This window comes from Ruegeria sp. AF2 (genome assembly GCF_056542025.1).
Genome location: NZ_JBQFZC010000003.1, coordinates 465,441 through 483,604, shown reverse-complemented (window position 1 = coordinate 483,604; position 18,164 = coordinate 465,441). Strand labels below are relative to the sequence as shown.

Here is an 18,164-nt window from a genome sequence, read left to right as displayed (position 1 = left end):
TTTGCGCCGAAAATATTGGGAGGAGAACTCATGAGACACGCACTTTATTCGGGTGCGGCGGCGATCGCTCTGCTGGCCGGGTCGGTACAAGCACAAGATTTGGTCTTCGCGCCGGGCGAGGGGCCGTTCAACTGGGACAGCTATAATGCCTGGGCCGAAAGCGCCCCGGATCTGAGCGGTCAGACGGTCACGATTTTTGGTCCGTGGCTGACCCCGGAAGACGGTTACTTCAACAACATGATTGCCTATTTCGAAGAGGCGACTGGCGCAGATGTGATCTATACCGGTTCCGACAGTTTCGAGCAGCAGATCGTTATCGATGCCGAGGCAGGATCAGCCCCCAATATCGCGGTCTTCCCGCAGCCAGGACTGGCGGCGATCATGGCATCCAAAGGGCAGCTGACACCGCTGGGTGAAGATATGGCGGCCTGGGTTGGTGACAATTATGCGGCTGGCGATTCCTGGGTTGATCTTGGCACTTACAAAGACGCCGACGGCAATGACCAGATGTATGGCTTCTTCTACAATGTGAACGTCAAGTCTCTGGTCTGGTATAACCCGGAAAACTTCGAGGATGCCGGATACGAAGTGCCGACGAGCATGGAAGAACTGAAGGCCCTGACCGAGCAGATCGTCGCCGATGGCGAAACCCCGTGGTGCATTGGCCTGGGATCGGGTGCCGCCACCGGTTGGCCCGCGACCGACTGGGTTGAAGACATGATGCTGCGGACTCAGCCGCCCGAGGTTTACGACCAGTGGGTGACAAACGAGATTCCGTTTGATGATCCGCGCGTTATCGCCGCAATCGAAGAGTTTGGCTGGTTCGCGCGTGATGACGCCAAGGTCTCGGGTGGGTCAGATGCTGTCGCCTCGACTGACTTCCGCGACAGCCCCAAAGGCATGTTCTCATCGCCGCCCCAGTGCTACATGCACCGTCAGGCGTCCTTTGTTCCGGCCTTCTTCCCCGAAGATGTCGAGTTCGGCCTGGATGCAGATTTCTTTTACATGCCGTCTTTCGCAGACAAGGACTTGGGTAACCCGGTTCTGGGTGGCGGTACTCTGATGGCGGTAAGCAATCCATCGGATGCGACCAGCGCGTTCATGGAGTTCCTCAAGCAACCGATTGCACATGAAGTCATGATGGCACAAACCGGATTCCTGACCCCGCATAAGGGCGTGAACACCGAAGCCTATAAGGATGATACTCTGCGCGGTCTGGGTGACATTCTACTGGGCGCGACCACCTTCCGCTTCGACGGCTCGGACCTAATGCCGGGCGCCGTGGGTGCGGGTACGTTCTGGACCGGCATGGTTGACTATACTGGCGGGAAATCCGCCGAAGAAGTCACCGGCGAAATCCAGTCATCTTGGGACGCAATCAAGTAATCCGCTGAACCTTCGGGCAACCTTTCAATCAGGTTGCCCGAAACCCTAGCAAGGGAGAGGACGCCATGAATCCGGCAATTCAGGGCCTGCTAACAATCGTAATCGGTGTGTCGGGATGCGTGGGCTATTTCTACCTGTCCAACCAATTTCTGGATAAAGTCCTGTTCCCTGCGCGTGGACCGAACGCGGGTCGCAATATCAACCGCGCGAATATGATCCGGCCCTGGCTGTTTCTGCTTCCCGCGATCCTCGCCCTTGGGGTCTATCTTGCCTATCCGGTGTTTGAGACGCTGCGCCTGTCGCTGACTGATCGCGTAGCCGGAGGCGGATATGAATGGGCGGGTTTTGACAACTATACCCAGATGGTAGCCGAGCCGAAATTCTGGGAGGCGATGCGCAACAACATGCTTTGGCTGATTGTTGTACCTGCCATGTCCACCGCATTTGGCCTGCTCGTGGCGCAGCTGACGGATCGCATCCGCTGGGGTAACGTCGCCAAGTCGTTGATCTTTATGCCGATGGCGATTTCTTTCGTTGGCGCCTCGGTAATCTGGAAACTGGTCTATGATGCGCGTCCGGCCGATCAGGATCAGATCGGCGTCCTGAACGCGATCTACATCTTCTTTGGTGGAACCGAAACGCACACTTGGCTGACCCTGCCTTTCTGGAACAATTTCTTCCTGATGATCGTTCTGGTCTGGATACAAACTGGCTTTGCCATGGTCATTCTGTCCGCCGCGCTGCGCGGCATCCCGGAAGAGACCATCGAGGCCGCCATTCTGGACGGGGCCAATCCGTTCCAGATTTTCTTCAAGATCAAAGTGCCGCAGATCAAAACCACGATCATGGTGGTCTGGACCACCATCACCATCGTGGTCCTCAAGGTCTTTGACATCGTTTTTGCGATGACCAACGGCCAGTGGGAGACGCAGGTTCTGGCCAATTACATGTACGACAAGATGTTCCGCGCCAATGACTGGGGCGTGGGATCGGCATCCGCCATGGTGATCATGTTGCTGGTGACGCCGATCCTGATCTGGAACGTGCGCAATGCGCGCAAAGAAATGCAGTAGGAGGACGGGGTTATGAGCGATATTGCAGGAACCCGCCCAGCCCTTAGATGGGTCGTTCACGCCTCGGTTGTGCTGCTTGTGGTGCTTTGGGTTTTCCCAACACTCGGTTTGTTGATCTCGTCATTCAGAACGGCGGACCAGATTTCCAGCAGCGGCTGGTGGCGGGCGCTCTTCCCGTCGGAACAGAACCTGACTCTGCGCGCGGCTGCGCCGGAAACGCAGGTTCTGCAGGATGGTCTCTATGTGATCGAAGGCAATATCTTCGATGGTGATCGGGCCTCGGACATTTCGCGATGGGGTGTGAATTCCCGTGCGATTGATGCCTTTGCTCCGGGCGAAACGGCTGAGCTTCGTCGTGGCGGGACGATCACGGTTCAGGCCAACGGTGACTATCGGATGGAAAACGCAGAAGAGTTTTCGGGCAAGCGCGGCCCTCGCGTGTTTGTGACGACTACTCTGCCGCCTGAATTCACCTTGGAAAACTATGCCCATGTTCTGTTCAACGAAAGCAGTTCCGACAGTATGGGCAAGGCGTTCTTCAATACCCTGACGGTGACGATCCCGGCGACGATTATCCCGATTCTTGTCGCAGCATTTGCGGCTTACGCGCTGGCATGGATGGATTTCCCGGGGCGTGCCCTGCTGATCGCTGCGGTGGTTGGCCTATTGGTGGTGCCATTGCAGCTGGCGCTGATCCCGTTGCTGAAACTGCATCTCAATATCGGGATCGGCAAAGGATACCTGGGGGTCTGGATGGCCCATACCGGGTTCGGGATGCCATTGGCGATCTACCTATTGCGTAACTACATGGCCGGGCTGCCTCGTGACCTGATTGAGAACGCCCGGGTAGATGGCGCAACCGAGTTTCAGATTTTTACCAAGTTGATCCTGCCGCTTAGCTTTCCGGCACTGGCATCCTTTGCGATCTTCCAGTTCCTTTGGACATGGAACGATCTGTTGGTTGCCAAAGTCTTCCTGATCGATGCCAGCGGCCAGACAACGGTAATGACCAACCGTATCGTCGAGCTGCTGGGTACGCGGGGCGGTAACTGGGAAATCTTGGCCACGGCGGCGTTTGTCTCAATCGCGGTGCCGTTGGCAGTCTTCTTTGCAATGCAGAAATATCTGGTTCGCGGCTTGCTGGCCGGTTCCGTAAAATAAGGGCGTGTGATGAACGTGCAGACCAACGCGACAGCATTCGAAAAAACCAAGTCGGCGTCAGATTGGTGGCGGGGCGGGGTGATCTATCAGATCTATCCGCGCAGCTTTCAGGACAGCAACGGTGACGGGATCGGAGACTTAAAGGGTATCACCCAGCGGCTAGGCTACATCGCCTCGCTAGGGGTTGATGCAATCTGGATTTCGCCGTTCTTCAAATCTCCGATGAAGGATTTCGGCTATGACGTCAGCGACTACCGCGATGTCGATCCAATGTTCGGCACTATGGCGGACTTCAAAGAGTTGCTAGATGAGGCCCATGCACACGGACTGAAGGTGATGATCGATCTTGTGCTATCCCACACCTCAGATCAGCACCCGTGGTTTGGTGAAAGCCGCACCTGCCGAGATAATCCGAAATCCGATTGGTATGTCTGGGCCGATCCCAAGCCTGACGGGACACCTCCGAATAACTGGTTATCGATTTTTGGCGGTTCGGCTTGGCAGTGGGATGCGCGGCGTTTGCAGTATTATCTGCACAACTTCCTGACTTCGCAGCCAGATTTGAACTTCCATTGCAAGGGTGTCCAGGATGCCCTGCTGGATGTGGCGCGCTTCTGGCTGGATATGGGGGTCGACGGCTTCCGTCTGGACACCATCAATTTCTATTTCCACGACGCCCAGCTACGTGACAATCCGGGCCTGCCGATGGATCAGAGGAACTCATCAATTGCGCCGATGGTGAACCCGTATAACCATCAGGATCACCTCTATTCCAAAAGTCAGCCCGAGAATATCGCCTTCCTGGAAAGGCTACGCGCCCTGACTGACGAATACGAGGGCCGCGCCTGTCTGGGTGAGGTCGGCGACGCGCAGCGCGGGCTTGAGATTATGGGCGAATACACCAGCGGCGATAAACGGATGCACATGTGTTATGCTTTCGAGTTCCTCGAAAAGCGGGCTTTGACGGCAGCTTACGCAAAGCAGGTTTTTGACCAGCTTGAGGACAAGGCGGGTGATGCATGGCCATGCTGGGCCTTCTCAAACCACGACGTGCAACGCCATGCTTCGCGTTGGGGTTTGGACGATGCAGCTGTCCGGCAGCACGCCGTTCTGATGATGTGCCTGCGTGGCTCAGCCTGTCTTTATCAGGGTGAGGAACTGGGCCTGCCCGAGGCAGATGTTGCGTTCGAAGATTTGCAAGACCCCTATGGTATTGAATTCTGGCCGGAATTCAAAGGTCGCGATGGCTGCCGTACTCCGATGGTCTGGGCCGCACAGGACGAACAATCCGGGTTCAGCACGAGCCGTCCCTGGTTGCCAGTCAGCGCTGCGCAGGCCGAGCGGGCGGTGGATCGGTTGGAAAGAGATCCAGCGTCGATGCTGCACCACTACCGCCATGCGATTGCATTGCGTCATGCGCACTCAGCGCTGATGTCCGGCGCGCAGACAGGGATGTCACAAATCGGTTCGGTATTAACCTTCACCCGAGAGGATGAAGCCGAGCAGGTCTTCTGCGCCTTCAATCTGGGTGACTGTCCGGTTGGCGTGACCCTGCCAGAAGGTGACTGGCAAGTGATCGGGGAGGAGTTGGGCGGCGTTCGCGGGGAAAGCAACGTGACGCTGGATGCCGCTCAATTCTGTCTATTGGCTCGGGAAAAGAGGTAAACCATGTCGGAACTCAAGCTTACGGATGTGGCCAAATCCTATGGTCCGGTCGATGTTCTGAAACATATCGATCTCGAGATCGAGCAAGGCGAACTGATTGTCTTTGTCGGCCCGTCAGGTTGCGGAAAATCCACTTTGCTGAGGATGATCGCGGGCCTTGAAAAGATCACTGGCGGTACGCTTGAGATCGAAGGGCAGGTGGTGAACGATGTGCCACCTGCGCAACGCGGCATCGCGATGGTGTTCCAGTCCTATGCGCTTTACCCGCATATGACGGTGCGCGAAAACATGGCCTTCGCGCTCAAGATCGCGAAGATGCCGAGCGCTGAGGTTGATGCCGCCGTGGAGCGCGCGGCCCAGATTCTACAGCTTGAACCCCTGCTGGATCGCCTGCCCAAGGCATTGTCTGGTGGACAACGCCAGCGCGTTGCCATCGGTCGTGCCATCGTGCGCGACCCCAAAGTATATTTGTTCGACGAGCCGCTTTCGAACCTCGACGCTGCCCTGCGCGTGGCGACGCGGATCGAGATTGCACGCCTGAAAGAGGCGATGCCCGACAGCACGATGATTTACGTCACCCACGATCAGGTCGAGGCGATGACACTCGCCAGCCGCATTGTGGTTTTGGCCAATAAGGGAGTTGCGCAGGTTGGCACGCCGCTGGAACTCTATGAGACGCCAGATAACGAGTTTGTCGCGCAGTTCATCGGCTCACCAGCAATGAACCTGCTGCCCGGGACCATTACCGCGACAGGAGAGACAACAACCGTCACGCTGGATGATGGCGGCGTGGCAATCTCATCAATCCCGACGGATGCCGCTGACGAAGGCAAAAAGGTCAATATCGGTGTCCGGCCTGAGGACTTAAATATCACTGATGGAACACCAATTTATTCCGGCTTGGTGGATTTCACCGAAGCTTTGGGTGAGGTCACGCTGCTTTACTTTGCAGTCCCGGATGGACGGGAGGCCGTGATTGCAAAACTACCTGGTGTTCAGCGCAATCTGCGAGGAAAAACCGTCTCGGTCACGGCGGCACCCGAAAAGGTGCATCTGTTCCACAACGGCCAGTCGATGAGGCGCTAGTCGAGCTTCGCAAGGAAGGTGGAAACTTTTTCCAGCCCTTCGCGAATGATCGACGGAGTATTGGCGTAACCGATCCGAACACAGCCTTCGAGACCCAAGGCAGAGCCCGGCGTGAACATCACGCCGGTTTCCCGCAGCAGTTTCACACAGAACTCGCGCGAGGGCATGTCGACATCGTAATGCAAAAGCGCAGTTGTTCCTGCTTTGGGTTTGACCCAGCTGATTTTGGGCTCGCTTTCGACCCATTCTTCCAGCATGGCGAGGTTGCCGCGCGTAATGGCCTGGCTGCGCGCCAGAACCTTGTCGTGGTTTTCCAGCGCAAGCGCCGCGAAATGGTCGTCGATCATGCCGACCGAGATCGTGTCATAGTCCCGATGGATCGAAACCGCTTCGATCAGTTCTGGGTTGGCCGCAATCCAACCCAGTCGCAGCCCTGCCAGCGAAAACGCCTTGGACATGCCCGCGGTTGAAATGCCTTTCTCATAAAGATCTGCAACCGCATCCGTCATGCCCGAACCTTCTTGCCCGGTACCGCGATAGACTTCATCACACAGCAACCATGCTTCAGCGGAGCGTGCGATTTCGACGATCTCAAGCAGGAACGCGCGATCCATCACCGCACCGGTTGGGTTGTTGGGGTTGTTGATGGCAATCAGTTTGGTGCTCGGAGTTACGGCGGCGCGCAGCTCCTCAAGATCGGGCAAATAAGCGTTCTCGGCCCGTAAATGGATCTGCGTCACCTCCGCGCCGATGCTGGCAGGGATGGAATAGTGTTGCTGATAGGTGGGCACGACGGCCACCACCTTGTCGCCGCGCTCGACCTGCGTTTTGTGGACCAGCATGTTGGCACCGATCGTGCCATGGGTGACGATGACATTCTCACGCTTTTGCTGGTCATATAGATTACAAATCGCATCGCGCAGCCGGTCCGAGCCCCGGATCGCGCCATAGGTCATCTTCATCCCAAGCAATTCAGACAGATCATCCGAGTTTTTGCCGGAAAGCTTCAAAAGCTCGGCGATACTCAGGCTCTCGACGCAAGTCTCTGCAAGGTTATAGGCGCAGCGGGTTTCCCATTCATCCATCCAAATTTCGACGCCAAAGGGTTCGATCTTCATCGCGCTATCCTGTTCGACTAAGCCATCGCGCATCGTTCCCATGGCGAAGCGGCAAGGTCAACCTCGGCAGATGACCGTCATCGAACTTGCACAAGAGGCGCGTATCGTTACCGGTAGATCGCCACAGGATCACCCAACGCATCTTCATCTGGGTGAACGCCAAGGCCGGGTGTTTCGGGTAGATGCAGGTGGCCATCCACGTTTCTCGGCCCACGCCCACCGGCGATATCGACGGTGATCATGTCCTGACAGGCCCAGACAGCATGGCAATTCACATCCGGAATTGTCGCTGCCAGATGCAGCGCTTCGGTATCCGCCAGCACAGAACCACCGGTTGCCATTACAAACATGTCGATCCCATGCGCCAGCGCGACTTCGCGCATTCGGACCGCTTTGGTCAGCCCGCCGACCCGGTTGAGCTTGATGCCAAATATTTCGGCAATGCCATCGCGGGCTATGCGCGTCGCGTCCTGAAGGGTCACAAGGCTTTCATCAACGGAAACAGGCGAAGCATGTTTGCCTGAGATCGCGGCAATGTCATCCAGTGTTTCGCAAGGCTGTTCGATCATGACATTGAGGTCTTCGACCGCACTCATCACGCGTAATGCCTGCTGCCGCGACCAGCCGCGATTGACGTCATAGAGGATGATGTCTTCGGGATTGCGCAGGCTTTCCATGTCACGGATTCGGGCGATATCACGGGCCACATCGCCGCCGATTTTGACGGAATGGGCGATATAGCCGCGCTGCCGGTATCGTTCGATGACGGCGCGGGTTTCTTCGATTGTCTTGGCTCCTACGGAGGATGCGATTGGGCGCGGCGTACGCGACCCTCCCCCCATCAGATCAGCAATCGGAAGACCAGCAACCTGACCGGCTATGTCCCAGCACGCCGTGTCAATCGGGCTTTTGGCGTAGAGATGTCCGGGTAGGGCCTGATCCATCGCGCGTTCAACATCCAGAACTCGCCGCGGGTCGAGGCCAAGAACAAACGGTGCCATCGTCTCGATCCCGGCCCGTATGCCGGGGCCGTGGGCGGGTACATAGGTATGCCCCCAGGGCGTGCCTTCGCCCCAACCAACAAGCCCTTTGTCGGTTTCAATCTTGACCAGCGTCGCATCCAGCTTCTCAAACTTCAATCGCCCGCCTGACAGCCAGTATGGATGCTCCAATGGCAGGTCGATTTGAAAGACAGAAATCCCGGTAATTTTCATTTTGGTTTCACCTCGACGCAGTATGTCATGCGGCATCCATCCGAGGCAGTTCATCCATTCCATCGCCCCGCCATAAGACAAAGGTCAGGATTGAATGATCGCTTGTCGTCATGGCGTGGCTTTGCCAACTTTCATGCTGGCGGGTCTGGCCCGGCCCGACAAGCTGTGCATTCCCTTCAACCTTAAAACAGGCTTTTCCAGCGAGCGTCAGGTATAGCTCTTCAGCCTGATGGCTGTGCCAGTCATACTGCAGACCTGCGCCCCAATAGGCGACATAACCGCGTAGTTGGGTCGAATGGAAATGCCCGCTGGGTCCGAACAGTTCGTAATACCCGTATCGAGACAAGAAATCCGCACCGACTTCGGATTCGGAATAGGTCAGTTTCCAGTGCGCTTGCTCAGCAGTTGCTGCAATAGCCGTAACCAATGCCTGTGTTTCGGGCGTACCGTTCAGACCAAATTTGCTGACAAGCCGGGTTGCCGGAATCTGTGCGGGCTGTAAGTCCGTTCTGGATAAATCTGTTGGCCAACCCCCAAAACCCGCCAAATCCGGGTGGTTCTGATGCAATCGCCTGGCGGCCATTAAAACATCATCCAACGTCATGGGATCACCACGATGTTTCCGGTGTGTTTCTTCGCGATGAAGGCGGTTTGTGCCTCATGCAATTGGCTCAGAGGGTAGGTTGCGGCCAGGGCCGGTTTTACTTCGCCCGCTTCGATATAACGTACAAGATTTTGCATTACTTCGGGGTCGATGACAGTCGAGCCTGTAAAGGTCAGATCGCGCAAGTAGAACGTCCGCAAATCGAACTCGACCATAGGTCCCGCGATGGCGCCCGAGCAGGTATAGCGTCCGCCGCGTTCAAGAATGCTGATAAGCTGCGGCCAGTATGACCCGCCCACCACGTCGGCAACGACCGTGATCTTTTCGTCTCCCAACGATTTGCGCAAATCATCGGGGGCGCGGGACAGGATGACATCTGGACCCAACAGGGCCACGTCGTCGTGCTTAGCCTCCGACGCCATCGCGATGACCCGCGCATTTCGGCGCTTGGCCAGTTGAACCAGAGCGCCACCGACGCCGCCAGATGCGCCCGGAACAAGAACAGTGTCAGCCGCGGTGACCTTGGCGCGGGTCAGCATGCCTTCGGCGGTTGAGTAGGAACAGGAGAAGGTTGCCAGCTCAGCATCCGAAAGTGTTGATTGGATGGCTATCGCATTGACGGCCGGGATCGTTGTGTATTCGGCAAAGCCGCCATCTCGCTCTGATCCGAAGTAGCCGGTTTTGTCCTTGTTCACCGGATCGGTCGGATCGCGCAACCAGCAATCGGTTATCACACGCTCGCCCAAGCGGTTTGGATCCACGCCGTCTCCAACTCCAACGATCTGTCCACAGACATCCGCCCCTTGAATGCGCGGAAAGGCCAGTGGCGCTCCGCCCCAGGTTGGGTCATCAGTGCCGACCTCTTCAAACGCGCCACCGGTGGTCGCATCGCTGACTGTTTTAGAATACCAGCCGGACCTAGTGTTTACGTCGGTATTGTTCAGGCCACAGGCACCAACCTTGATCAGAACTTCGCCCGGTTCGGGAGTGGGGCAGGGCCAGTTTTCGTGCCAGACCATCTGATCCAGATCACCGTGCCCCATGGTGACCATCGCCTTCATTGTCTCGGATTGGGCCATGCGGCAAACTCCGTCGATGCATTTACGGTGACCTCAATCAAACGCGGGAGTGAGCTGAAATACATCGGTCCGGCCCCCTGAGTCGATTTGGTCTCGACACCGTATGCAAACAAAAATACCATCGTCAATCATGAATGGGACAGATGTATCAAATTTAGTTTTGGAACGGCTGGCGGAAGAACTGTCTCAGTTGACACCCGAGGCACGCAAGGCTGCGACCTATGTGCTTGAGAACCCGCGCGACGTGGGCGTATCGACTGTACGCGAAATTGCTGAAGCCGCCAATGTGAAACCCAATACCATTGTCCGAATGGCGCGGCAGGTGGGGTTCGAAGGCTACGAAGATTTCCGGGTTCCCTTCCGCGAGGCGATCCGGCGCGGGCAGGCCGATTTCCCGGAGCGCGCGCGTTGGCTGCAGGATATTCGTAAGTCCGGCAATATGGGCGGGCTTTATGCGGATATGGTTCAGGACGCTCTGCGCAACGTCGAGGAGACGTTTGCCAATATCTCGTCCGAACAGCTGAAAGCCGCCGCTGAAGATATCTGGAATTCGCGTAACGTGTTCGTACTGGGCGTTGGCGTGAACAATTCGAATGCGCGAAACTTTGTTTATCTGGCCTCGACGGGCATGGTGCAGTTTCATGCTATCCCGCGCGCCGGATCAAATCCGATTGACGATCTGGCATGGGCGGACAAACGCGATGTACTAATTGCGATGACCTGCAAACCTTATCGGAATGAAGTGGTCGAGGCGGTGCAAGTTGCCCGAGAGCAGGGCATGACGGTGGTCGGTCTTTCTGATAGCCCAGCCAGCCCTGTTCTGCGCAATGCACAACACGGGTTCGTCATCTCGGCGGATACGCCGCAATTCTTCCCGTCATCAGTAAGTACTATAGCATTGCTCGAAACGCTTTTGTCCTTCGTCATTGCAGTGGCCAGCGACGAGATCGTCGAAAGAGTGGCGACCTTTCACAAGCGTCGCCATCAGCTAGGCCTATATCACGCGGAAGAGCCCTGATTGGATCAGGCCAATCCGCATTGGCCATTCAGCCACGTACCAGGTGACCACCATCCACATCCAGCACAGCGCCTGTGAGATAGCCATTTGTCATTGCCATTATCACAGCTTGGGCGATGTCCTCGGCCTCACCAATACGTCCGACGGGCAGGCTGCTACCAACCTGAGCGAACATGGCCTCGCGAGCCTCATTCGACATTGCCGCGTAAGCCTCGGTTGCAACCATTCCAGGGCTGATGCAGTTCACACGCGCACGGTTTGATAGCTCCAATGCCAACCCCTTGGACAGGGCTTCGACCGCCGCGTTCACGGCCCCAAGACCCGTTGCACCGGCAGAGGGTCGGCGGCTGAGGACGCCAGAAAAGAAGGTGATGGAGCCGCCTTCAGTCAAGACAGGCAAGACTTCACGCGCCGCCACATAGGGCCCGATAAATTTAGCCTCGAACATCGCGCGCAGGTCAGTGGTTGGCAATTCGGCGAAGGCCCCACGCGCTGCGCTTGAGGCAGAGATGACCAGATGATCTACTTTTTCAAGGCCGTTGGCCCAGGACTTCATGCCAGTTTCGTTGGTGGTATCGACCGGTGCGATCTGAACTTCGCCTTCGATGTCTGCCGCTGCTGCTTCCAGCTTGGCGGGACTCCGGCTGGCGATGGTAACTTTCGCACCGAGCGCCACCGCCAGCTTTGCGGTGGCCTTACCCATGCCGCTGCTGCCGCCAATGATAACAACGTGTTTGCCGATGAGGGCCGTTTCGAAAACCGAGTTCATTGCTTTGGTTCCTTGCTTGTCGTGTTTGTTAAATGAGTCAATCGATGCTGAGCACCAACTTGCCGGTGGTTTCGCCCGCCTCTAGGCGGCGATGCGCTTCCGTGGCCTTGGCGATTGGGTATGTGGTGATCTGAGGACGCAGAATGCCAGTTTCCAACAGCTTGAATGCCTTGGTCATGTCCGCGCCGAATGCAGTTGGTCGGTTGGAAAAATACGTGTAAATATCGCTGACCCGCACTGAGACAGATTTCTGGAAGTGTTTCGCCAGATCCTCGGCAAAATCGCCAGCTGGCGGCCCGGCAAGGAATCCGAAGAGCACAGCCGTTCCAAGGGGAGCCAGCGCATCAAGGTCTGATTTCAAGGAGTCACCGGAAACCGGATTCAACGTCAGATCAACACCGCGCCCACTTGTGATCTTTGACACCAGCGTGGCCACGTCCTGAGTACGATAGTCGATGACAAAATCTGCTCCTTGCGCCTGGGCGTATCCGACCTTTTCAGTGCTGACCGAAGCGATCACAGTCATGCCCAGATGCTTGGCGATGTGGAGGGCCATCGTGCCCACACCGCCTGCAGCCGCATGCACCAGTACGGATCTTCCGGCTGCCGCACCGCCCAGATTGACCAGCATGTGATAGGCCGTCATTGCGTTGACAGGGATTGCTGCTGCGGTTTCAAAGGCGATGGTATCGGCAATTTTGGTTACATAAGGTGCACTTATTACGGAATGCGTACCGTAGCCGCCCGCACCAATCGGGCCCATCCATGCGACGCGATCACCCACGGCGAAACCAACGGCATCTTTGCCCGTCGCTTCGACGATTCCGGCACCTTCAACGCCGGGTACATGGGGCAGGTCTGGCATCATGCCCTCTGGCATTTCGCCACGGCGAATAATCGTATCGATAAAATTCACCGCCCCGGCATGATTACGGATCAGGATTTCTCTTGCACCGGGCTGTGCGACAGCTTGGTCAACGCTTCGCAGAACTTCGGGCCCGCCAGTTTGGGTGATTTCTATTGCGTACGGCATCATGCATCTCCTTTTGTTTCGCAGAAGATAGCGATGACGCCATTTCGTGATAATAGTTGAATTTGGAAGGTATTATCTCATAAATAGAATTATGATCTACAACGACCTTGGCCTGTTTACTGTTGTCGCCCACCACCTCAGCTTTACCAAAGCTGCAGATCGGCTGGGTATTCCGCTTAGCAGGATTAGTCGCAGGATTGCCATGTTAGAGGATCATCTGGGCGCTAAGCTATTCGAGCGCACGACAAGGCAGGTGTGCCTGACCGAAGAGGGGCGCCGTCTTCTGGATCGTTGCCAGGATCCGATTGAAGCGCTTCAGCGTGTTGCGGGTTTTACCGATGACACGCGGCACCACACGATCCGCATTACGGCCCCACCCTTGGCAGCTCGTACAACGATAGGGCCAAAGCTGGTGGATTTCGCGGAACAAAATCCTCAGGTCCAGCTTGAACTGACGACGACTAACATCATGCTGGATTTTTTCGCGGACAATATCGACCTCGCCTTTCGGGTCGGTCCGCTTGCGGACTCCGGTCTTGTTGCCAAGCGGTTATGGTCAGTTCCATATTGTTTTTGCGCAGGGCAGGGCTTCATTCGAGAGCACGGGCTTTCGGGTCCTTTAACGCGACCGAAGTTCCAGACTCTTCCTGCGCTGATGGCGGGTCAACCTTGGGTACTGGAAACGGGAGAGACGGTGAATCCAGCCCACATAGCCCATAATATTGGCGACCTTGATGTCATAGCACAGGCCGCTCGTCGTAATCTGGGGATAGCGATGTTGCCGAAGGATATGGTGGAGGGCGATCTGCGACGACTGGAAGTTGAGAATACTGTCCCGCTGACTCGAGACATGTATGCGGTTTATCCCAGCCGTCGCCTGTTGCCCGAGCGTGTCAGGAAACTGATCGATTTCATGGCGCCGAGATAAATCCTACCAATCAATTTGCACCCCATCCCGAAAGAAACCACCTGTTGGACCGTTCACGGGCAGTGTTGCAGCCCACACGACGCCCTTGGCCCCTTCGGACACCGGGCGACCACCCCCGCCCATGTCAGTGGCGACCCAGCCGGGGCACACTGCGTTGACAAGGATGCCTTCGGGTTTCAAATCAGCCGCAGTCTTGATGGTCAGCGCATTGAGCGCTGTTTTCGAGATGCCATATCCAGGAGTGCTGGATGACATGCCTGTCAGCGCTCCTGAGCCGGAAGACACGTTTACAATCCGGGCATCATGACCATTTTGAAGTAAGGGAACGGCCGAAATGGTTGTTGCCCAGGCTCCGAAGAAGTTGGTCTCGAAAGCACGACGCACGCGCACCAGGTCGGCGCTGAGCGCGTGCTGATCCGTGTCGTAGTCAACGCCTGCATTGTTTACCAGTATGTCGAGATATCCGTATTCGGAGTTGATCTTATCAAAGGCAGCGTTGACCGAGCTCTGATCGGACACGTCCAGTTGCAAGGCCCTAGCTCCATGCCCAATCTCTTCGGCCGTGGCTTGTCCCTTTTGCGGGTCGCGCGATGCTACCAAAACAAATAATCCATGATCGCGGGCCAGTTGTAGGGCGACTTCTTTACCGATGCCTCGATTGGCTCCGGTCACAAGTGCGATACGTTGTTCGGTCATGAGGTTTCCTTTGAATTTTCGTCAGTTAACCGAAAGCAAAGCCTAATAGTGAGATTGCCAACATCGCTCTGGCAAGGCAGCCGGCGCGCAACGATGCGGCGTTAACTGATGTCAGTTGGCCCCGGCCCCGCGTTCACCAGCGAGGGCGACGAGACCACGGTCGCCGGTTTCCCAAAGAGCGGTCATCGTCATCGTTGTCACAACCCAGCGTTCACCTGTTTTTTCCAACGCATAGTCATAGCGGCCGCCCAATACCCATAGGCCATCGTCAAGCCGGTGGGTAGCGGTGAAATCAGCCTGCGCCGTCGCGGCGGTTTCTGAAACTGAGGTGATTGCGTGGTTGGTCACCATGTGATGCGTGCTGTCGAACCCGGGCAGGAAGGCGGCCCAGCCCGCAACAAGTTCGTCAGCGGGTTGGGTTGCCGGGTCTCCACCCCAAAGGCTGGTGTAGTCAATGGTGACGTGATCGGCGAAGGCATCCCTTACACGGGTCCAATCATGCCGGTCTGCGCCTGCAGCGATATCCGTTAGGGTGCGGGTGATGTCGGTTTGATCGGCCATTGCAGGGCCTCCAATCATTGTTATGGCGGTGAGCATGGCGATGAGGGATCGTTTCATATCCGAGTCCTTTGTCAGAGTTGTACAAAGCAACGTGCGTTGCTGCGCCTGCTTCATTCATTAGCCAAGCGTTCAGGCACGGGCGCTAAGTTGTATTGCGACCAAAAAAACGTATTCGCCGCATCCTGATCGGCACTGAGATTGGTGGCCTCGACGATCTTGCCGTTCTCGATCCGGTAGACCAGAGCCCAGATGGTATCGACATTCGGCTTACCTTCGGCGTTGGACCAGCCTCGGTGAATATCTACAACATGGGTTTCATCCGCGCCAAAGTAGATCGGGTCAGCCTGAAACCCAGCTGCGCCCAACTGGGCGAAGAAGGCCAAAACTTCATCCCGACCGTTTTTGGTGCCGCTCAGCGGATGGCGGCCGGGAATGTGCCATTGTACGTCCTCGTCCATGACAGCGGCGATTCCATCAAGGTCGTTCGAGCCGTAAGCCGCAAAAAAGTTCTGAACCACTTTCATATTGTCTTCGGGGGTATCGGCCATTGCGTTGCCTCCCATAACGGTCGCGACCGCGAGTGCTAGTTGAAGTTTTCGGGTCATTGGGGTCTCCAAGGGAATGAGGCGTCGGATAGCGAGGTCCGACGCCTGATCAGCAGGATCAATTATCCAATCCGGCGCGGAAGTGGTCGGCAACGGCGTCGGCCGCCCGTGTCACGTCCTCGGGGTTGTCGTAGAAATCGAACTGCGTGACATCCTCGAGCCACTGCGCAGTCGCGTCACCGGCAAATCCGGCAAGGAAGGTCTGCACGCCCTGCGGGATCGCTGCGCTTTCAGAGTGAACAATGGTCAGCGGTTTGTCCAGACGCTGTGGGTTGTCGGCGGGATGGTAGGTCAGCCAGCCTTCCCAGCCTGCATTGTTCCATTTGTCATCATATTCCGGGATCGCCCCACGGTCAGCCTCATAGTAGTAACCACCGATCGGCATCAGCACGCCTTCGGCACCTTCTGGACCCGCGGCAGGAATGATCTGGCCCCCGGCGGCTTCGGCAGCCCGAGAGACTTGAAGCAAGCCGGCAACACCTTCTGCGCCGCCGTAGACGGCCTCAACAATTTCGGCGTTCTGCAGCCAGGGAGCAACCAAACCAAGTCGCTGAACCAGCGGGTTGCCCGAGACGGCATCGACCATATAACCCGCTGAGGCGCAGATACCCAGCCCATTGATGTGCTCGGCGTCCACTTCTGGCAGGGTCGCTATGAATTCGATCGCTGCCTTGATGTCCGAGGTCTTGGCTTCGGGGCTTTCGACAAAGCGCGCTTGGTTCGGCAGATCGCCGGATTTACCCCAGCCTCGGAAATCGAAGGTGAAGGCGGCAAATCCGCGTTCGGCCATTTCCCGGGCATAGTTCGCCGGCATCTGTTCTTGTACCGAGGTCCAGGCCCCTGTGACCACGACCGTTGGCAATGGTGCATCGCCGCGTTCTTCGGGTAGGTACAGTGTGCCGGATAGGGTGGCACCTTCATTCTCAAAGGTGACAATGCGGGTTTCGACCTGTGCGACGGCAGCTGTCGAGGCCATTAAAGCCGCAGCGGTATTCAGAGCGAGGGTTTTCATCGCGATATCTCCCAAAGTCTGTCTGGATGGGCGCAAGCCCGATGACGAGAGAGATACGTTGCCGGAGGTTCACTTGATTGCACCGGACTGCTGTGTTTTTGAATGATCCTGCATCAAGCCATGTTGGCCGCGCGATAAGCCTTGGGGGTTTGTCCCACCACCTGTTTAAAGCTGCGCGTGAAATGAGCCTGATCGGAAAAGCCACATTCCAAAGCGATATCACCCAGAGGACGCTGCTGGTCCTGCATCATCTTCATCGCCTGTTCAATTCGGTAGGCCATGACATATTGCATCGGGGTCGTGCCCAACGTCTCTTTGAACATGCGTGCGAAGTGCGAAGGGCTCATTCCCGCCTCGGTCGCGAGTTGCTCAACGGTTATGGTCTGATCCAGCCGGTTCTGTACAAAGGTCAAAACGCGCTGGTAATGCCGGGATGTGAAGCGGGATGACAACTGAACATCTTCGATCCGGCGTTTTCCATATTTCTGGAGCAGTTTCACTAGGAATACGCGGCTCATGGCTTCGAACATCACGACCGAAGACATGTCGGTCGATTCCAATGCGTCGCGCAGTATAACGCCAGCCGTGCACAGATCAGGGTCCGAGAACTGCGGCAAATCCCGAAATTGCTGCGGGTCAAGCAGCATGCCCAGCTCGGACTGAGCAAAGCGTTCAACCTTAGCCGGGTCCAGCGTGATAACGATGACATCAGACGTCGCGTACCACCGCCAACCCGATCGCATACCAGCCGGAGTGACGATGATTTCATCCTTGTGAAACATGAAATCCCGCAACTCACCATCCCTCCAGTTCTGAACTCTGTGCGGAATGGTCTGGAGATTGAGAAGCACGTGATGCTCTTTGAAAACATCCTCGGGCATCTGATCCGGCTCAGCCCGGAAATACCGAACGGACATCAACCCTGCAGCCGAAGGCCGCTCGATCGCATCGCTGTTTAGTAAAGGTTCCGAGGGGTAAATGTCCGCATATCTCGAAGGCAATCGTCGGCTCCCATAGTGCACCTGGGCAATTCTCGCTGGCGTCGATCGCACACAGTTGAAAACATCCAACAGGGGTGCGAACCCATGGAGTGGTGCCGTGGCCACCTGCTTCTCGCAACGCAGCCGTAGCGTTCGGGTCGACGCTTAGAGAATTT

Annotated in this window: 18 protein-coding genes; 7 read left to right on the top strand and 11 right to left on the bottom strand. The window is 56.6% G+C overall.

The window, feature by feature from the left end:
• Nucleotides 1-30: 30 nt before the first annotated feature.
• The 5 genes from ACR0NM_RS13120 to ACR0NM_RS13100 all read left to right on the top strand — a co-directional run bounded on the left by ACR0NM_RS13120 (nt 31) and on the right by ACR0NM_RS13100 (nt 6,371).
• A complete protein-coding gene (locus tag ACR0NM_RS13120; RefSeq protein ID WP_170512843.1) occupies nt 31-1,386 on the top strand; it encodes an ABC transporter substrate-binding protein in 1,356 nt (451 codons plus the stop codon).
• A 65-nt stretch (nt 1,387-1,451) separates the two neighbouring features.
• On the top strand, nt 1,452-2,459 hold the full coding sequence (locus tag ACR0NM_RS13115; protein WP_170402173.1) for a carbohydrate ABC transporter permease: 1,008 nt from the start codon (nt 1,452-1,454) through the stop codon (nt 2,457-2,459).
• 12 nt (nt 2,460-2,471) lie between these two features.
• On the top strand, nt 2,472-3,620 hold the full coding sequence (locus ACR0NM_RS13110) for a carbohydrate ABC transporter permease (RefSeq protein ID WP_170392558.1): 1,149 nt from the start codon (nt 2,472-2,474) through the stop codon (nt 3,618-3,620).
• Nucleotides 3,621-3,629: 9 nt separating this feature from the next.
• A complete protein-coding gene (locus ACR0NM_RS13105; RefSeq protein ID WP_480615089.1) occupies nt 3,630-5,285 on the top strand; it encodes an alpha-glucosidase in 1,656 nt (551 codons plus the stop codon).
• Between the two features lie 3 nt (nt 5,286-5,288).
• Nucleotides 5,289-6,371, top strand: a complete 1,083-nt coding sequence (locus ACR0NM_RS13100; RefSeq protein WP_170392556.1) for a sn-glycerol-3-phosphate ABC transporter ATP-binding protein UgpC — start codon at nt 5,289-5,291, stop codon at nt 6,369-6,371.
• Here ACR0NM_RS13100 and ACR0NM_RS13095 read toward each other — a convergent pair.
• From ACR0NM_RS13095 to ACR0NM_RS13080, 4 genes are all read right to left on the bottom strand, one after another.
• Nucleotides 6,368-7,489, bottom strand: a complete 1,122-nt coding sequence (locus ACR0NM_RS13095; RefSeq protein WP_480615087.1) for an aminotransferase — start codon at nt 7,487-7,489, stop codon at nt 6,368-6,370. The two genes, ACR0NM_RS13100 and ACR0NM_RS13095, sit on opposite strands and share 4 nt — an antisense overlap.
• 107 nt (nt 7,490-7,596) lie before the next feature.
• Nucleotides 7,597-8,703, bottom strand: coding sequence for a mandelate racemase/muconate lactonizing enzyme family protein (locus ACR0NM_RS13090; protein ID WP_480615085.1), 1,107 nt, complete (start codon nt 8,701-8,703; stop codon nt 7,597-7,599).
• 25 nt (nt 8,704-8,728) lie between these two features.
• Nucleotides 8,729-9,286, bottom strand: coding sequence for a dimethylsulfonioproprionate lyase family protein (locus ACR0NM_RS13085; protein ID WP_480563556.1), 558 nt, complete (start codon nt 9,284-9,286; stop codon nt 8,729-8,731).
• A gap of 17 nt (nt 9,287-9,303) precedes the next feature.
• Nucleotides 9,304-10,386 (bottom strand): alcohol dehydrogenase family protein, encoded by a 1,083-nt coding sequence (locus tag ACR0NM_RS13080; RefSeq protein WP_480615083.1) that lies wholly within the window; start codon nt 10,384-10,386, stop codon nt 9,304-9,306.
• Nucleotides 10,387-10,516: 130 nt separating this feature from the next.
• On the opposite strand from ACR0NM_RS13080, the gene ACR0NM_RS13075 reads away from it, so the two are divergent.
• A complete protein-coding gene (locus ACR0NM_RS13075) occupies nt 10,517-11,404 on the top strand; it encodes a MurR/RpiR family transcriptional regulator (protein WP_170392553.1) in 888 nt (295 codons plus the stop codon).
• Between the two features lie 28 nt (nt 11,405-11,432).
• On the opposite strand, the gene ACR0NM_RS13070 is transcribed toward ACR0NM_RS13075, so the two are convergent.
• Nucleotides 11,433-12,173 (bottom strand): SDR family oxidoreductase, encoded by a 741-nt coding sequence (locus ACR0NM_RS13070; protein WP_480615081.1) that lies wholly within the window; start codon nt 12,171-12,173, stop codon nt 11,433-11,435.
• A gap of 37 nt (nt 12,174-12,210) precedes the next feature.
• On the bottom strand, nt 12,211-13,206 hold the full coding sequence (locus tag ACR0NM_RS13065) for a quinone oxidoreductase family protein (protein WP_480615079.1): 996 nt from the start codon (nt 13,204-13,206) through the stop codon (nt 12,211-12,213).
• A 91-nt stretch (nt 13,207-13,297) separates the two neighbouring features.
• Between ACR0NM_RS13065 and ACR0NM_RS13060 the strand changes: the two genes are divergently transcribed.
• On the top strand, nt 13,298-14,134 hold the full coding sequence (locus ACR0NM_RS13060; RefSeq protein ID WP_480615077.1) for a LysR family transcriptional regulator: 837 nt from the start codon (nt 13,298-13,300) through the stop codon (nt 14,132-14,134).
• 3 nt (nt 14,135-14,137) lie between these two features.
• Here the strand turns inward: ACR0NM_RS13060 and ACR0NM_RS13055 are convergent, their stop codons facing one another.
• From ACR0NM_RS13055 to ACR0NM_RS13035, 5 genes are all read right to left on the bottom strand, one after another.
• On the bottom strand, nt 14,138-14,830 hold the full coding sequence (locus tag ACR0NM_RS13055; protein ID WP_480615075.1) for an SDR family NAD(P)-dependent oxidoreductase: 693 nt from the start codon (nt 14,828-14,830) through the stop codon (nt 14,138-14,140).
• A 111-nt stretch (nt 14,831-14,941) separates the two neighbouring features.
• Nucleotides 14,942-15,448 carry a nuclear transport factor 2 family protein gene (locus tag ACR0NM_RS13050; RefSeq protein WP_170420457.1) on the bottom strand — a complete coding sequence of 169 codons (507 nt, stop codon included), beginning with the start codon at nt 15,446-15,448 and terminating at the stop codon, nt 14,942-14,944.
• Nucleotides 15,449-15,501: 53 nt separating this feature from the next.
• Nucleotides 15,502-15,996 carry a nuclear transport factor 2 family protein gene (locus tag ACR0NM_RS13045; RefSeq protein WP_480615073.1) on the bottom strand — a complete coding sequence of 165 codons (495 nt, stop codon included), beginning with the start codon at nt 15,994-15,996 and terminating at the stop codon, nt 15,502-15,504.
• Between the two features lie 58 nt (nt 15,997-16,054).
• Nucleotides 16,055-17,008, bottom strand: coding sequence for an alpha/beta hydrolase (locus ACR0NM_RS13040; RefSeq protein WP_170513551.1), 954 nt, complete (start codon nt 17,006-17,008; stop codon nt 16,055-16,057).
• A 113-nt stretch (nt 17,009-17,121) separates the two neighbouring features.
• Nucleotides 17,122-18,009: a helix-turn-helix transcriptional regulator gene (locus ACR0NM_RS13035; RefSeq protein WP_170564335.1), complete on the bottom strand. Its 888-nt coding sequence runs from the start codon at nt 18,007-18,009 to the stop codon at nt 17,122-17,124.
• Nucleotides 18,010-18,164: the final 155 nt, after the last annotated feature.